Annotated in this window: 14 protein-coding genes; 10 read left to right on the top strand and 4 right to left on the bottom strand. The window is 38.1% G+C overall.

Annotated features, from left to right (window positions below):
* Nucleotides 1-77: 77 nt before the first annotated feature.
* The gene (locus tag CGC47_RS00175) at nucleotides 78-761 is read right to left on the bottom strand and encodes a PAS domain-containing protein (RefSeq protein WP_041999839.1); all 684 of its coding nucleotides are present in this window, start codon (nucleotides 759-761) and stop codon (nucleotides 78-80) included.
* Nucleotides 762-1,106: 345 nt separating this feature from the next.
* On the opposite strand from CGC47_RS00175, the gene fumC reads away from it, so the two are divergent.
* A complete protein-coding gene (gene fumC / locus CGC47_RS00180; RefSeq protein ID WP_095899837.1) occupies nucleotides 1,107-2,504 on the top strand; it encodes a class II fumarate hydratase in 1,398 nt (465 codons plus the stop codon).
* Nucleotides 2,505-2,572: 68 nt separating this feature from the next.
* Here fumC and CGC47_RS00185 read toward each other — a convergent pair whose 3' ends face one another.
* The 3 genes from CGC47_RS00185 to CGC47_RS00195 all read right to left on the bottom strand — a co-directional run bounded on the left by CGC47_RS00185 (nucleotide 2,573) and on the right by CGC47_RS00195 (nucleotide 6,172).
* Nucleotides 2,573-2,962, bottom strand: a complete 390-nt coding sequence (locus CGC47_RS00185) for a hypothetical protein (protein ID WP_041985201.1) — start codon at nucleotides 2,960-2,962, stop codon at nucleotides 2,573-2,575.
* A 183-nt stretch (nucleotides 2,963-3,145) separates the two neighbouring features.
* Nucleotides 3,146-5,383, bottom strand: a complete 2,238-nt coding sequence (locus CGC47_RS00190; protein ID WP_041999842.1) for an alpha-L-fucosidase — start codon at nucleotides 5,381-5,383, stop codon at nucleotides 3,146-3,148.
* Between the two features lie 21 nt (nucleotides 5,384-5,404).
* Nucleotides 5,405-6,172, bottom strand: a complete 768-nt coding sequence (locus CGC47_RS00195) for an acyl-[acyl-carrier-protein] thioesterase (protein WP_041999845.1) — start codon at nucleotides 6,170-6,172, stop codon at nucleotides 5,405-5,407.
* Nucleotides 6,173-6,310: 138 nt separating this feature from the next.
* Between CGC47_RS00195 and CGC47_RS00200 the strand changes: the two genes are divergently transcribed.
* From CGC47_RS00200 to nqrF, 9 genes are all read left to right on the top strand, one after another.
* Nucleotides 6,311-6,973 carry a hypothetical protein gene (locus CGC47_RS00200; RefSeq protein WP_041999847.1) on the top strand — a complete coding sequence of 221 codons (663 nt, stop codon included), beginning with the start codon at nucleotides 6,311-6,313 and terminating at the stop codon, nucleotides 6,971-6,973.
* Between the two features lie 34 nt (nucleotides 6,974-7,007).
* Entirely contained in the window at nucleotides 7,008-8,180 is a 1,173-nt protein-coding gene (locus tag CGC47_RS00205; RefSeq protein ID WP_013996994.1) for a MalY/PatB family protein, read from the top strand.
* A 219-nt stretch (nucleotides 8,181-8,399) separates the two neighbouring features.
* On the top strand, nucleotides 8,400-9,752 hold the full coding sequence (locus CGC47_RS00210) for a Na(+)-translocating NADH-quinone reductase subunit A (protein WP_041999850.1): 1,353 nt from the start codon (nucleotides 8,400-8,402) through the stop codon (nucleotides 9,750-9,752).
* Between the two features lie 32 nt (nucleotides 9,753-9,784).
* On the top strand, nucleotides 9,785-10,474 hold the full coding sequence (locus tag CGC47_RS00215; protein ID WP_041992509.1) for a suppressor of fused domain protein: 690 nt from the start codon (nucleotides 9,785-9,787) through the stop codon (nucleotides 10,472-10,474).
* 85 nt (nucleotides 10,475-10,559) lie between these two features.
* Complete coding sequence (locus CGC47_RS00220) at nucleotides 10,560-11,786, top strand: NADH:ubiquinone reductase (Na(+)-transporting) subunit B (RefSeq protein ID WP_041985191.1); 1,227 nt, start codon at nucleotides 10,560-10,562, stop codon at nucleotides 11,784-11,786.
* A gap of 2 nt (nucleotides 11,787-11,788) precedes the next feature.
* Nucleotides 11,789-12,523, top strand: a complete 735-nt coding sequence (locus CGC47_RS00225; RefSeq protein ID WP_026193966.1) for a Na(+)-translocating NADH-quinone reductase subunit C — start codon at nucleotides 11,789-11,791, stop codon at nucleotides 12,521-12,523.
* A gap of 4 nt (nucleotides 12,524-12,527) precedes the next feature.
* Nucleotides 12,528-13,169 carry an NADH:ubiquinone reductase (Na(+)-transporting) subunit D gene (locus tag CGC47_RS00230; protein ID WP_013996999.1) on the top strand — a complete coding sequence of 214 codons (642 nt, stop codon included), beginning with the start codon at nucleotides 12,528-12,530 and terminating at the stop codon, nucleotides 13,167-13,169.
* A 25-nt stretch (nucleotides 13,170-13,194) separates the two neighbouring features.
* Nucleotides 13,195-13,905 (top strand): NADH:ubiquinone reductase (Na(+)-transporting) subunit E, encoded by a 711-nt coding sequence (nqrE, locus tag CGC47_RS00235; protein ID WP_082025292.1) that lies wholly within the window; start codon nucleotides 13,195-13,197, stop codon nucleotides 13,903-13,905.
* Nucleotides 13,905-15,218, top strand: coding sequence for an NADH:ubiquinone reductase (Na(+)-transporting) subunit F (nqrF, locus tag CGC47_RS00240; protein ID WP_041985188.1), 1,314 nt, complete (start codon nucleotides 13,905-13,907; stop codon nucleotides 15,216-15,218). The genes nqrE and nqrF overlap by 1 nt, the downstream gene beginning before the upstream one ends.
* The last annotated feature ends 46 nt before the right edge of the window (nucleotides 15,219-15,264 follow it).

The following is a 15,264-nucleotide window of genomic DNA, read 5'->3' on the forward strand; positions in this document are numbered from 1 at the left end:
TTTTTGAAGCCTCATAAAAAAACTGCCTGAAAAATCTTTCAGACAGTTTTAATATTATATTTTTAGGCAGATTTAATTTATGAAAATAAACGCTCAAAGAAGTTTTTACGTTTTTCACTCATTTCGCCTTTTATGTGGAAAATATCATCGGAAACTTCTTTTGCCGAATTATTATCGTTAGGAATATCTATGGTTACTGGGGCTTTTGCGTTATGTTCGTCCATAACACTCATAATAAAGTCCATATAGTCTTTTCCTTGTTTGTCTAGATAATTTTTAAAGTAACGAGCGCTTAAATCCATTCCGCCGATTTTCTCCAATTTTAAAAGTGTTTCATACAGCGGAGTTACATAGTTGTCAATTACTGGAGTAGGTACGGATTTTCTACGTGCAATGTAATGGGTAATATTGCCCATAGGGTCACGTATGATTTCAAAATCGGTAATCACCCAATAATATTCCCCCGATTTGGCTAAATTTTTAACCACACCTGCGAAATTATTTCCTGATTTGAGGTTATCCCAAAGCATTTTAAAAGCTAACTTGGGCATATCAGGATGCCTAATTAGGTTGTGGGGTTGACCGATAAGTTCATTAGGGGAATATCCTGAAACATCCACAAAAACATCATTCACGTTAGTTATGGTTCCGAAACTATCCGTTTCACTAATGATGACTTTAGATTTGTCCCAAACCACCTCTTTATCAATAGGTATAGGTCTTGGAATGGTCGGCTCAGCACCGTAAAAATTACTATGCATAATAAATTACATTTTAGTTAGTCCTAATTCACAGCAAAGGTAATAAATAATAAGGGATATTCGATTTTTTTATCTAAGTAATTATGTTAAAATAGTAAAGTAGTTTTGTGAAATAAAAGTTAAAAATTTAGAGTTTTAAGAAATAAAAAGCTAATCGTTGTTGTTTTTAGTTGTTTTATGGAATTCATTTGCTTGGATTCAGTTATCTTTTGTAAGAATGCTTTTTAAGGATAATTTATATAAATAGTAAAAAAAAACAGTAAAAAATACTCGTATATCTTTTTAAAATGTTTAAATTTGTGGGTTGTACAAAATATTAAACATCAATTTTAAAAATAAAAGATAATGAGTTACAGAATTGAGAAAGACACTATGGGGGAAGTAAAAGTTCCTGCCGACAAACTTTGGGGAGCACAAACCGAACGTTCCCGTAACAATTTTAAAATTGGACAGCCTGCTTCAATGCCTAAAGAAATTATAGAAGGGTTCGCTTATTTGAAAAAAGGAGCTGCTTATGCTAATTGTGAATTGGGTGTTTTGTCAGCTGAGAAAAGAGATTATATCGCTCGTGTTTGCGATGAAATTTTGGAAGGGAAACTTTTTGATCAATTTCCATTGGTGATTTGGCAGACGGGTTCTGGTACACAATCCAATATGAACGTTAATGAGGTAATTGCCAACCGAGCTCATCAATTAGCAGGTAAAACCATCGGCGAAGGAGAAAAAACATTACAACCTAATGACGATGTAAATAAATCACAATCGTCAAATGATACTTTTCCAACAGGAATGCATATAGCTGCCTACAAAATGGTGGTAGAAACTACTATTCCAGGGGTGGAGCGACTTCGTGATACTCTTGATCAGAAAGCAAAAGCATTCAAAGACGTAGTTAAGATAGGGCGTACTCACCTAATGGATGCGACACCGCTTACTTTGGGGCAAGAGTTCTCAGGTTACGTGGCTCAGCTTAATCACGGCTTAAAAGCATTAAAAAACACCTTAGCACATCTTTCAGAGTTGGCTTTAGGAGGAACCGCTGTAGGAACTGGACTAAATACTCCTAAAAACTACGATGTAGTAGTTGCCAAATACATAGCTGAATTTACAGGATTACCTTTTAAGACTGCTGAAAATAAATTTGAAGCGTTAGCCTCACACGATGCCATTGTAGAAACTCACGGTGCGTTAAAACAATTGGCAGTTTCCTTAAATAAAATTGCTAACGACATTCGTATGATGGCTTCAGGACCTCGAAGTGGTATCGGAGAGATTTTAATTCCTGAAAATGAACCTGGTTCTTCTATTATGCCAGGTAAGGTAAATCCTACACAATGTGAGGCACTTACTATGGTTGCTGCACAAGTAATGGGTAATGATGTAGCCATAACCATAGGAGGTACGCAAGGGCATTACGAACTTAACGTGTTTAAACCTGTGATGGCTGCCAATTTCTTACAATCGGCAAGGCTTATTGGTGAGGCTTGTGTAAGTTTTAATGACCATTGTGCGGTAGGTATTGAGCCTAATTATCCAAGAATTAAAGAATTACTTGATAATAGCTTGATGTTGGTAACGGCACTTAATACCAAAATCGGTTATTACAAAGCAGCAGAAATTGCTCAAACGGCACATAAAAACGGTACTACTTTGAAAGAAGAAGCCGTTCGTTTAGGATATGTAACTGCCGAAGATTTTGATGCTTGGGTACGCCCCGAAGATATGGTAGGGAGTTTAAAATAGAACTGACCAAGGTATTTGAAAAACGTTACTTTCAGGCTTTGCAGAGGCTTGAAAGTAGCGTTTTTAATTTATAATCTCTGGGTTTTAATAAAATTGACATAGTTAAGTACAGATTTTTGTAATTCCATTTCAGCAAGGGCTTGTTCAGATTGACTGTTTTTACAAATAAATAGAAGAAAGCCAATCATTTTCTTTAGCATACTTTCTACTTCTTGATGCTGACGCAATTTTTCGTACAAATGAATTAAATTATTACAGGAAGTAACGTAAACTTGTGTAAAGGGGATCTGTAATCGAAGGCAATCACTAAAATTGTTGCATAATACTTCGGCACGATATAAGGCATTTTCATATTTGTCCAAAGCTTGTTTATAATCTCCTTGATTGAAACAATGGTTAGCTTCTGCAGTTAGTAACCTCCAATAATTCTCGATATGGCTTATACAAACATCACTCATAATTTATATAATTTACTTATTCTTAAATGATTATTTATGATTACTTTTTATTTTTTTAGATATACAAAAATAATAATTTAGTCTAGTCTAAAAAATAAAAATTGCAAAAAGAAGAGAATTTTACAAAATATCCAATTAGGAAATACCGTAAAATTCTCTTAAATAAGATTTTATGTTGTCAGATTATAAAAAATCCAATTCTGCAATGGTTAAAATATCTCCGTTTTCTGCAATTTCAGTGGCTTCGATACGTACGTAACGACTGGTAACGCTTTCTGGAAAATAGAAAGTTCTGGGGGTTGGGTCGTTAATTAGGTTTCCGAATTCAAAATTGGCTACGGTTTGCCAAGTTTTACCATCGTTACTCACTTGAATTAACCCCTTGGCTAACATACCTTTACTATGAAAAGTTTGTGGTGTATAGACCAAAGCCTTCAAGGTCTGTATTTTGCCTAAATCAATGGCTATGAATGGTTTTTCAGAGCTTTTTTGTGATTGCCAATAGGTATTGGGTTGGGCATCAAAAGCCATAGTGGTTTTTCTATCATTTTGTTCAGAACTGAAATTGAGTACTTTCCATTGTTTTTTTAGAATTCCTAAATCTTCTGAGCGTACTGCACCTTTCATTCCTTTATTGAAAGAAACGGCTTTGAGTTGTTTATTTTCTACGAAAAAAGGCTCGGTGTATTTGGCACTGTTTTCATTAGGTTCTGAACCATCTAAGGTATAGAAAATTTCATAACCTGTATTTAAGTTTTCCGAGGCATTTTGTCCGTGGGGTTTCCAATTGAATTGGGTTTGCATTGGTGCAATGGTTACCATTCCGTCCAAGTTTCTGAAAAAAGAAAGCTGAGGCGGACGAGTTTTGTAATAATGCGCCGAAATGTGACTGATTGCAGGAGTATTACGCGATTCCAACACTCGAAAACGAATTTTAGAGGTGGTTACTTCCGGAAAACGTAAAATACGTTTATAACCGATGTTGGTTGCCGAGGCAATTTCTTGCCACTGATTGTTAATCCAAGCCTCTACGCTGTGTTTTTCTACACGTTCTCCGTGAGTGCGAATGGCTTCTTGTAAAACAATTCGGTTGAAGGTTATTGGCTTTTTGGAAGAAATAATAATCTCCTGATTTTTTTTATTCAAAGTCAGGTAAGTGTCGGGGTTATTATCCAATACTTTTTTACATCCTTTGGCTCTGTAAAGCAAATTGTTATCATAAGTTTCTCGTATGCGTTGTCCCACTTCTTTAAGTACATCAACATCGGTTTGTGGAAATTTTCCTTCCCGATTGGGTGGAATATTCAATAAGAAGGTGGTATTTCCGCCAACGGTTCGTTCGTAAATATCAAAAACATCATCAGCACTACGTACTTTTTGGAAGGTATCATCTCGGTAGAACCAACCTTCACGAATGGAGGTATTGATTTCGGCTTGTTGATAGTGTAGGTATTTGGCATTATAGAGCTTTTCGCGTGAACCCAAATCTTTTCCGGTCATATCGGGGAAGCGTTGAGCCGTTGCAGGATTCATCGGCATAGGAATTACATTCCATTCGGTTTCTCGGGTGGCTCCGGATTCGTTTCCTCCCCAACGGATATCTTCTCTTCCGAAGATAACCGCTTTGGGAGCCAACGTGCGGATAAGTTGCTTCCAAGCGGTGTAGTTGTACTGTTGACCGCCCTTGGTTTTAGGATGCGCCCCATCGAACCATACTTCGTGTACAGGACCGTATTCGGTGAGTATTTCAAAAAGTTGGTTGAGGAAATACTCGTTATAATCGTCAACCTCAAATTCAAAAGTGGTTTTGTTTGCAAAAGGTCTGCCTGGCACCTCTCGCGGAATGGTTCTTTTAGTGTATTTGCTTAAATTACCATATAATCCTTCAGGGTGTTCTATTTGATAGAGGTCAGCAGGAGATAAGTATACGCCTAATTTCAGACCGTATTTTTGACAAGATTGCGAAAGGTCTTTCAAAATATCGCCTTTTCCACCTCGAAAATCTGTAGACATAACTCCGTGATTGGTATATCGGCTTTGCCAAAGCACGAATCCATCGTGATGTTTTACCGTTAGAATAACCATTTTCATTCCTGAATCGTGCATTGCTTTACACCATTGGTCGGTATCTAAGGTTTTTAAATCGAATATTTTAGGGTCTTCCTTTCCGCTGCCCCATTCCATACGGGTAAAGGTGTTTGGCCCTATATGTACGAAGGCGATGTATTCATTGCTTAGGGCTTCCCATTGGTTTTGGGTGGGTACTACTCTTGAGGCTTTTTCGATAATGACCTCTTTTGAGTCGTTTTCTTCGACTTTAATGGTATTGTGCACTTTTTTTTGCTGGGCATATCCTGATGCACCGATTAGAAAACATAAAAACAAAAATGTTTTTGATTGTTTTGTGAAAAGTTTTATCATTTTATAATGTGTTTGATTGTTTTAAAGGTTCTTTTTTATGGGTTCGGCAACCAATTTAGCGATAAAGGCAGGTTTGGTTTGTTCGGATTTTTTACCGCAGAAAAAAACAGTGATTTTTTCGTCCGATTCCAATATGGGGGTACTCGAATATCCCTGAATTTCATCATTGTAAAAGGTTTCCGACAAGAAATTGATGTCATATTCTTTGATGACATAATTCTTATGATTTTTCAAAGAAAGCATATCAAGTACCCATTGCGAATATTTTATGTTGTTCACGTGGAGATTGACGTCTAAGTCCGAAATGCGTACGTTGAATTTTTTAATCAGTTCTAAATCTGAGGGTAGGTCAATACGTTCGGTTTTGAAGTCCAACGCTCCATCGGTACGCGCATAGAAAAGCTCTTGCTTATCCGATAGGTCAATGGGTTTGCGTGATGCGATATCCAAAGTAATCCAAGTACTGGAACAACTCCCAATGACTTCTCCTTTTTCCGAAAGGATTTCAAACTCACGGAAAGCATAAACCCCCATTACGGGTAGCGACCACGTTTTTACTGTAATTCTTTCATTCCATTTGGACCAACGTTTCATTTTTAGTTTTTGCTGAGTAAGCACCCAAAAGAAGCCTTCCTTGACTAATTGTTCGTAGCCAAAGCCTAAATTTTCAGCGTGTTCGGCGGCGATATCTTGCAATATGCCCAACACTCCGTAAAGCCCTAATTGATTGTTTACATTGAGTTGTGTACTTCGTACTTTGTAGGTTTCTGTAAAAATGGTTTGTTTCATACATTTCTATTAAATCGGACACAAAGGTACGAATTTAAGAGATATTAAAAATACCGTAACTAAACAGTTTTATTAAAAATTTTGATTTTTAAAAGAAAATACTACTTTTGCTTTTATGTTGAAATAAGCACTCCAAAAATGAAAAAAAAGGCAGTATTGATAATTCTTTTTGTTATTCCCATAGTGGTATATCTGTTTTTTGCTTCCGGAGTTTATAACTTCGCCAGATTACCTGTGCTTACACAATTGGTTTATTTTCCGAAAGATGCAAAGTCATTACAAGGTGATTCGGTGGTGTTAAACCAGAAAATTACAGTATTAGGTTTTTTAGGAGAGGTTTCTGACTTGGACAAAGTTGGGCTATTCAATGTAAATGAAAAAATAGGCAAACGTTTTGCTGAATTTACTGATTTCCAATTTGTATATGTTTTCCGTGAAGGGAATGAACATCGTGTAGAGCACTTAAAAAATGAGCTTAGCAGGTATAATAACTTTAGCAAATGGCAGTTTGTTTCACTTTCTTCTGATGAAATTTTATTGATTTTCAATAGTTTAAACTCTCCTTTTGACGTGTCACAGCAAGGGTATTCTCCTTATGTTTTTATTGTAGATAAGGAGGGAAGATTACGCGGTAGAACAGATGATGAAGATTTTGGTCGGCTTTACGGATACAATTCCGTATCGGTAGCCGATTTGTCTAACAAAATGGTTGATGATGTGAAAGTTATTCTGGCAGAATATCGATTGGCACTCAAAAAGTACAATAAAAGTATTGAGCGTAAATCTTTTATAAAACAATAGATTAAAACACTTAATTTAACCCAAACATATTGTTATGAAATATAATTTTGATGAAGTAATCGACAGAAAAGGTACAGACGCTACCAAAATAGATACATTGCAAGAGCGTTGGGGAAGGACTGATTTGCTACCTTTATGGGTAGCTGATATGGATTTCAGAACCCCTCCTTTTATTGTAGATACATTAAAGAAGAGGATTGAAAATGAAGTTTTTGGATACACTTGTAAGCCAAAATGTTGGTATGATGCTATTATTGATTGGCAATCGCGCCGTCATAATTGGCAAATTGCTCCCGAGATGATTTCTTTTACTCCAGGTGTGGTACCCGCTTTGGCAATGGCAGTTCAAGCACTTACTCAACCTGGTGATAAGGTACTGATTCAACCCCCAGTGTATTTTCCTTTTGCGATGGTGGTTAATAATAATCATCGTACTTTGGTAAACAGTCCTTTAGACTTTAAAGACGGACAGTACCACATCAATTTTGAACGTTTACAGCGCGATATAAAAGGTTGTAAATTGTTTTTATTCTGCCACCCACATAACCCTGGTGGACGTGTTTGGACGAAAGAAGAGATGCAAAAAGTAGCTGAAATTTGCCACGAAAATAACGTTATTGTGGTTTCCGATGAAATTCACGCCGATTTAACTTTACCTCCCTTTAAACACATTCCTTTTGCTACGGTGAGTGAAAAGGCTAAAAATAACAGTATTACCTTTGCTTCTCCAAGCAAAGCGTTTAATATGGCAGGTTTTTCCAGTTCTTATGCTGTGATTGAAAATCCTGAAATTCGTAAGAAATTCCAACAATATGTGGAAGGGAATATGCTTTGCGACGGAAATATTTTTGCTTTTCAAACCGTTGTATCTGCTTATAAACAAGGGGAATCGTGGCTAAATCAAATGCTGGATTATGTTCAACAAAACATTAACTTTTTGGTGGATTATATACGTGAACACATTCCTCAAATTCACGTAATTGTACCGCAGGCTTCATATTTGGTGTTTTTGGATTTTCGTCCGTTAAAATTAAGTCAGGAGCAGATTGTCCATCTTTGTGTGGACGGGGCTAAGTTAGCACTTAATGACGGTGCTATTTATGGCGAAGAAGGTGAAGGATTTATGCGCATTAACTTGGCGTGTCCGAGAAGTGTAGTGGCTTGCGCTTTAAAACAACTTAAAGAAGCCATAGAGAAGCAAAGTTAACATTAGTATAAAAAATACAGAACGTAATATCCGTAAAAAGGACTTTTTTACGGATATTTTTTATTGTTCATTAGAAACAAAATGGTCAGGTTACGTCTTTTTCAAATATTGATTTTTTTAATATCGAATTAAAATTGACTTTTATCAAGGTAAGATAAACAGAAAATATTATATTTGTACCGAATTTTAATAAAACTAACTAACAATAATTTAACAGATATGTCAAACGACATCCGCATTCGAAAGGGGTTGGACATACATTTGGAAGGGGAAGCTGAGAAGATTACTCGGCAACTTCCTCTGGCTAAGATGTACGGTCTTAAACCCTCTGATTTTCATTCTGTTGTGCCAAAGCTTATCGCAAAGGAAGGCACAGAGGTTAAAGCCGGAGAAGCCGTTTTTCACGACAAAAAAGACGAGCGGGTGCTTTTCCCTTCTCCAGTAAGTGGAAAAATCGCTGAGATTGTTCGTGGAGAACGTCGTAAGATTTTAGAAATCAAAATCTTACCCGATACAGAGCAAGTGTTTAAAGACTTTGGAAGCAAAGACCCAGCAAAAATGTCAGCAGAACAAATCAAGGATTTCTTGCTTTCAACAGGGGCTTGGACTTTTATCAAACAGCGTCCTTACGACGTCATTGCCAATCCTGATGACAAACCAAAGGCTATCTTTGTTTCAGCTTGTAAAACTAATCCGCTTGCTCCTGACTATGACTACGCCTTGAAAGGAAAAGAGGTTCAGTTGCAAGTAGCTCTTTCTGCATTGGCGAAACTGACCACTGGAAAAGTACATGTTTCGGTGTTTAAAGACAGTTCTTTGTCTCCTTTCCGTAACTTCAAAGACATTGTGCTTCACAACGTATCAGGGCCACATCCAGCTGGAAATGTCAGTACGCAAATTGCTAAAATTGACCCAATTAACAAAGGGGAAGTGGTTTGGGTAGTGACTCCGCAAGATTTGGTCGTGATGGGCGAACTTTTCCTTACCGGAAAATTGAACCTAACCCGAACATTGGCACTTACAGGAGCTTGTGTTGAAAAACCGCAATACGTTTCGGTAATCGCTGGTGCTCAGGTTGATAGTGTAGTTTCTGGAAATCTTAAAAAAGAAAAATCACGCGTTATCAGTGGTGACGTATTGACAGGTAAAAAGGTATCAGAAGACGGATTTCTAGGATACTACGATGACCAAGTTACGGCAATTCCAGAAGGTGATGATTATGAGTTCTTTGGTTGGAACAAACCTGTCTTCAATAAAATTTCAACAACTCGTGCAATGACTTTTTCTTGGCTAAATCCTAAGAAAAAGTATAATTTGAACACCAATACCAATGGCGAACATCGTGCATTTGTAATGACGGGAATGTACGAAGAGGTATTTCCGTTGGATATCTATCCGATGCAACTTTTGAAAGCGTGTTTGTACAAAGATTTAGATGAGTTGGAAAATTTGGGTGCGTATGAAGTTGCTCCTGAGGATTTTGCACTTACTGAATTTGTTTGTGTTTCAAAACAACCCCATCAGAAGATTATCCGTGAAGGCTTGGATTTAATGATTCAAGAACTTGGTTAATTCTTCTGATATAGTTTAACAGATATTTTCATATGAAATTAACAGAAGAACAGTACAAGCAAAAGTATCCAGAAGATGACGCTTCACCTGGTTGGGATGCAATTGACCGGACTTTGGAAAAAGTATACGGAAACACGGAACCTCGCCATTATGGAACTATCATTAAGTATATGTTGGGAGGGGAAGATCCTTTGGATGGTATCAGTATTTACGATAACGCTGAGCAACAATTTCACCGACACATTGTTTCTTACGGGATGAGCGAACTTTATTACTCGCCTGAAAGTGTTGGAAATGAGTTTAGTGGTTGGGGATTTGAGTTCACGTTTCGCATCATTCCCTTTGTTGGGGATAAAGATGCTGATAAAGCAAAAAATGAACCTTATTGGGCGATGAATCTGATGCAGAATTTGGCTAAGTACGTGTTCAACAGTAAAAAATGGTTCGAGGCGTACCACTTCATTCCTGCTAACGGTCCTATTCGCTTGGATTCCGATACGAAACTTGTAGGAATTGCATTTGTTCCCGACCCGCAGCTTGGTGTTATTGACACTCCGCACGGTGAAGTTTCATTTTTGCAAATGGTAGGACTTACGCAAGAAGAGTTGGACTGGCTTTGGCAAGACCCTAAAACATCTCGAGTAGAGGAACTTGTAAATAAAATGAGAGAAGATAATCCGTTGTTGATTACCGATTTAGCGAGAGTAAAATCTTACGTTTAATCTTTCATTTTGTTAAAGTTAAAACTGTTTTTTCCATTGGAAATATTTTAAAGTAAAAGTAAATAATTATTCTTATTATAAGAAAATGAGCTTAAAAAGTAAATTACATACGTTAAAAGAAAAATATAAAGGAACGAAGCTTGAAACGACTTTCAACGCTTTGCACACATTCCTTTATATGCCTAATGAAACGACCCACGGAGGTACACACATTAAGGCGGCTGACGACCTAAAACGTACGATGAATACCGTGATTATGGCACTAATTCCGTGTTTAATTTTCGGTATTTTTAACGCAGGTTATCAGCATTATGCTGCTACGGGAGAGTTTGCTCACGCAGCAGGATTGTCATTTTTCAGTTCCGATTTTTGGACTTGGAAAAATTTCTCATTGGGGGCAATGAAAGTGCTTCCGCTTGTGGTGGTTTCCTATGCCGTTGGTTTGGGAATTGAATTTATATTCGCAACACTTCGCGGACACGAAGTAGAGGAAGGATATTTGGTAACAGGAATGCTTGTTCCGCTTATTGTTCCGGTAGATTTACCACTTTGGATGCTTGCCGTTGCGGTTGCCTTTGGGGTAATTATCGGAAAAGAAGTTTTCGGAGGAACGGGAATGAATATCTTGAATCCGGCTTTGACTATTCGTGCGTTCTTATTCTTCGCTTATCCAACTTCGATGAGTGGGGACAAAATTTGGGTACACGGAGCTACTGAAAGAGCAGGTGAAATCGCCAAAGGAGCGAATTTAGACGCTATTTCAGGAGAAACTATTCTTGGGCATTTGGCTCAACAACACAATATTGCAGATAAATTCTCTGTATCGGATATGTTCTTCGGATTTACGCCGGGCTCTATCGGTGAGACATCAACTTTATTGATTATTTTGGCAGGATTGTTCTTAATCTTCACTAAAATAGGAAGTTGGAGAATAATGTTGAGTATGGTTCTTGGAGGTTTGGCAATGGGATACATTTTCAATGCTTTTGCACCTGCAATGGAAGGAACTAAATTCTTCACTTTGTGGAGCTTACCGGCTTGGCAACATTTACTTGTTGGAGGTTTTGCTTTCGGTACGGTGTTTATGGCAACTGACCCTGTTACAGCATCACAAACCAATACAGGAAAATACATCTACGGATTTTTGGCAGGTTTCATCTCGATAATGATTCGTTGCTTCAATCCTGCTTATCCTGAGGGAGTTATGTTGGCAATTTTGTTGATGAACGTGTTTGCTCCAACGATCGACCATTACGTGGTTCAGGCAAATGTGGCAAGAAGAAAAAAACGTCTAAAAGCTAAAACTGCATAGATATGTCAAATAGAACTGAAAGTAATTCATATACAGTGATTTTTGCCATCATAATGGTAATTATCGTAGGAGCGTTGCTTGCGGGAGTTTCTTCGGCGTTGAGCGATAGAATCAGCGAGAACAGAAAGTTCGAAAAGCAACAAAACGTACTTTACGCAATGGGCGTAAACCGCAATCAGAATACGAATTTGGGTGAAGGAGATGTAACTTTTGTTCCGACAAACGAGGTTACTGCCGAGTTCAAAAAATACATCAAAGGGCAATATTTCATCAAAGGAAATCAAGCTGTTGAAGCCGATTTGATTGAAGACCCAAAATGGACAGCTGAAAAGGGATTACCTCTTTTCGTTGGAGAGAAAGATAGTAAAACATTCTACATCATTCCTGTTTTTGGAAAAGGTCTTTGGGACGCTATTTGGGGATATGTAGCTGTGGATAAAGATCTTATCGTTCAGGGAGTTTTCTTTGACCACAAAGGCGAAACTGCTGGTTTGGGGTCAAACATCAAAGAACGTTTCTTTATGGACGATTTCATCGGAGAGCATTTGTTGGACGCTTCGGGTAACTTCCAAAGTGTAGAGGGTTCAAAATCAAACGGAGACCCTGAAAACAAACGCAAAGAAGACGGAAAAGTAGATGCCATTGCCGGTGCAACCCTTACCGTAAACGGAGTAAATGAGATGGTAAAAACAGGCGTTGGTGCTTATGTTGATTATATTAAAAACTTAAAAAACTAATATTATGGGACTATCAAAAAAAGACGTAAAATTGGTTACAGACCCGCTATGGGATAACAACCCAATTACCGTACAAGTACTGGGGATTTGTTCCGCATTGGCGATTACGGCACAGCTTAAAGCAGCTATCGTTATGGGATTGTCCGTAATATTTGTACTTAGTGTGGGGAACGTAGTAATTTCTTTGATTAGAAATGTTATTCCTGGTAAAATTCGTATTATCGTGCAATTGTTGGTGGTTGCGGCGTTGGTAATCATTGTTGATCAAGTGCTAAAAGCCTTTTCGTATGAGTTGAGTAAACAACTATCTGTATTTGTGGGGCTTATCATCACAAACTGTATCATTATGGGACGCTTCGAGGCTTTCGCTTTGGGAAATACCCCTTGGAAATCGTTCTTAGATGGTATCGGAAACGCAGGTGGATATGCGTTGGCTCTTGTTATCGTAGCTTTCTTCCGTGAGCTTTTAGGTTCGGGAACGCTTCTTGGATTCCAAGTATTAGGCGACCCTATCAAAAAGACAGGTTTGTATGCATTAGGATACGAAAATAACGGATTTATGTTATTGGCTCCGATGGCACTTATCACTTACGGAATTGTGATTTGGATTCAGCGTACACGTAACAAATCCTTAATTGAGGAATAATTAGTAACTAAATAAAAATTAGAAAATGGAATATATAGAACTGATTTTTAAGTCGATATTCGTAGATAATATGGTATTCGCTACCTTTTTGGGTATGTGTTCGTACCTTGCGGTATCTAAGAAAGTATCTACGGCAGTTGGTTTGGGAGCAGCGGTTATTTTCGTATTGGCTGTAACTGTTCCTATGAACTGGCTACTGAACGAATATCTGCTCAAAGAAGGAGCTTTGGCTTGGTTGGGCGAGGAGTACGCAAGTTATGATTTAAGTTTCTTGACCTACATTTTGTTCATAGCAACGGTGGCTACGATGGTTCAGTTAGTAGAAATCATTGTTGAGAAATTTGCTCCTGCTTTGTACAATTCATTGGGGATTTTCTTACCACTCATTGCTGTAAACTGTGCAATTTTGGGAGGTTCACTCTTTATGCAGTCACGTGAAATACCTACCATTGGTTTGGCGGCTACTTACGGATTGGCATCAGGGATTGGTTGGTTTTTGGCAATTGTTGCCATTGCTGCCATTCGTGAGAAAATCCGTTATTCGAACGTGCCACCTGCACTTCGCGGATTGGGAATTACCTTTATCATTACGGGGCTTATGGCTATCGGCTTTATGAGTTTCGGAGGAATGCTTACAGGGGGAGAGAAAAAATCTGATGAGGATAAGAAAGCAGTTATCGAGCAAAAAGTTAATAAAACTGAAAAATTAGCCAATAACACAAAAGAAATTAAGTAATGGTATTATCAAGTAGTATATTTGTAACAGTAGCAGTAACGGTTATCGCTTTACTGGTGATAACATTGCTTTTGGTGGCACTTTTGTTGGTCGTAAAACAGAAGTTAGCTCCATCAGGACCTGTAAAAATCAAGATTAATGGCGAGAAAGTAATTGAAGTACCTTCGGGAGGGTCGTTACTTTCTACATTAGGGAATCAGAAAATATTTTTGCCTTCAGCTTGTGGTGGAGGTGGGTCTTGTATCCAATGCGAATGCCACGTGCTTTCAGGTGGGGGAGAGGCTCTTCCGACAGAAACACCTCACTTTACCAAAAAAGAACTAAAAGAAGGAGCTCGTTTGGCTTGTCAGGTGAAGGTAAAACAGGATATGGAAATTTCAATTCCTGAGGAAATCTTTGGTATCAAAAAATGGGAGGCTGTCGTGGTTCGTAACTATAACGTAGCTTCATTTATCAAAGAATTTGTGGTTGAAATTCCTGAGGATATGGACTACAAACCAGGGGGATACATTCAGATTGAAATTCCACCTTGCGAGATTAAATATTCTGATATTGACATCACGGCTCACCCTGCAGAACACCCAGGAGAACCTGAAAAATTCAAAATGGAATGGGACAAATTCAACCTTTGGCCTTTAGTTATGAAAAATGGTGAAACCGTAGAACGTGCTTACTCGATGGCTTCGTATCCTGCTGAAGGGCGTGAAATTATGTTGAACGTTCGTATTGCGACTCCACCTTGGGACAGAGCTAAAAACGGTTGGATGAACGTAAATCCGGGGGTGGCTTCTTCGTACATTTTCTCTCGTAAGAAAGGTGATAAAGTAGTTATTTCTGGTCCTTACGGGGAATTCTTCATCAACGAATCGAATGCCGAAATGTTGTACGTAGGAGGTGGGGCAGGTATGGCACCGATGCGTTCGCACCTATATCACTTATTCAAAACGTTGAAAACAGGACGTAAAGTAACCTATTGGTACGGAGGACGTTCTAAACGAGAGTTGTTCTACTTGGAGCATTTCTGGGAATTGGAGCGTGAGTTCCCGAACTTTAAGTTCTTCATCGTGTTGTCTGAGCCACTTCCAGAGGATAATTGGAAAGTTAAGAAAGACATTAACGATACGGAAGGAGACGGATTTACGGGATTTGTTCACAATGCGGTTATTGACCAATATTTGAGCAAACACGAAGCACCAGAAGATATTGAACTGTACTTCTGTGGACCTCCAATGATGAACAAAGCGGTACAAAAAATGGGACAAGACTTCGGTCTTCCTGATGAAAACATCCGCTTTGACGACTTCGGTGGATAGTAAAAAACTTAAAAAATCCTTTCTGTAATGGAAAGGATTTTTTTGT

Source organism: Capnocytophaga canimorsus (genome assembly GCF_002302565.1).
In the GTDB taxonomy this organism is placed as follows: domain Bacteria; phylum Bacteroidota; class Bacteroidia; order Flavobacteriales; family Flavobacteriaceae; genus Capnocytophaga; species Capnocytophaga canimorsus.

Excerpts from the sequence above, each read along its gene's own strand:
- fumC (WP_095899837.1), top strand. The coding sequence starts at position 1,107 with ATGAGTTACAGAATTGAGAAAGACACTATGGGGGAAGTAAAAGTTCCT.
- CGC47_RS00225 (WP_026193966.1), top strand. The coding sequence starts at position 11,789 with ATGTCAAATAGAACTGAAAGTAATTCATATACAGTGATTTTTGCCATC.
- CGC47_RS00190 (WP_041999842.1), bottom strand. The coding sequence starts at position 5,383 with ATGATAAAACTTTTCACAAAACAATCAAAAACATTTTTGTTTTTATGT.
- CGC47_RS00195 (WP_041999845.1), bottom strand. The coding sequence starts at position 6,172 with ATGAAACAAACCATTTTTACAGAAACCTACAAAGTACGAAGTACACAA.
- CGC47_RS00185 (WP_041985201.1), bottom strand. The coding sequence starts at position 2,962 with ATGAGTGATGTTTGTATAAGCCATATCGAGAATTATTGGAGGTTACTA.
- CGC47_RS00205 (WP_013996994.1), top strand. The coding sequence starts at position 7,008 with ATGAAATATAATTTTGATGAAGTAATCGACAGAAAAGGTACAGACGCT.
- CGC47_RS00215 (WP_041992509.1), top strand. The coding sequence starts at position 9,785 with ATGAAATTAACAGAAGAACAGTACAAGCAAAAGTATCCAGAAGATGAC.
- CGC47_RS00220 (WP_041985191.1), top strand. The coding sequence starts at position 10,560 with ATGAGCTTAAAAAGTAAATTACATACGTTAAAAGAAAAATATAAAGGA.
- CGC47_RS00175 (WP_041999839.1), bottom strand. The coding sequence starts at position 761 with ATGCATAGTAATTTTTACGGTGCTGAGCCGACCATTCCAAGACCTATA.
- CGC47_RS00210 (WP_041999850.1), top strand. The coding sequence starts at position 8,400 with ATGTCAAACGACATCCGCATTCGAAAGGGGTTGGACATACATTTGGAA.
- nqrE (WP_082025292.1), top strand. The coding sequence starts at position 13,195 with ATGGAATATATAGAACTGATTTTTAAGTCGATATTCGTAGATAATATG.
- nqrF (WP_041985188.1), top strand. The coding sequence starts at position 13,905 with ATGGTATTATCAAGTAGTATATTTGTAACAGTAGCAGTAACGGTTATC.
- CGC47_RS00200 (WP_041999847.1), top strand. The coding sequence starts at position 6,311 with ATGAAAAAAAAGGCAGTATTGATAATTCTTTTTGTTATTCCCATAGTG.
- CGC47_RS00230 (WP_013996999.1), top strand. The coding sequence starts at position 12,528 with ATGGGACTATCAAAAAAAGACGTAAAATTGGTTACAGACCCGCTATGG.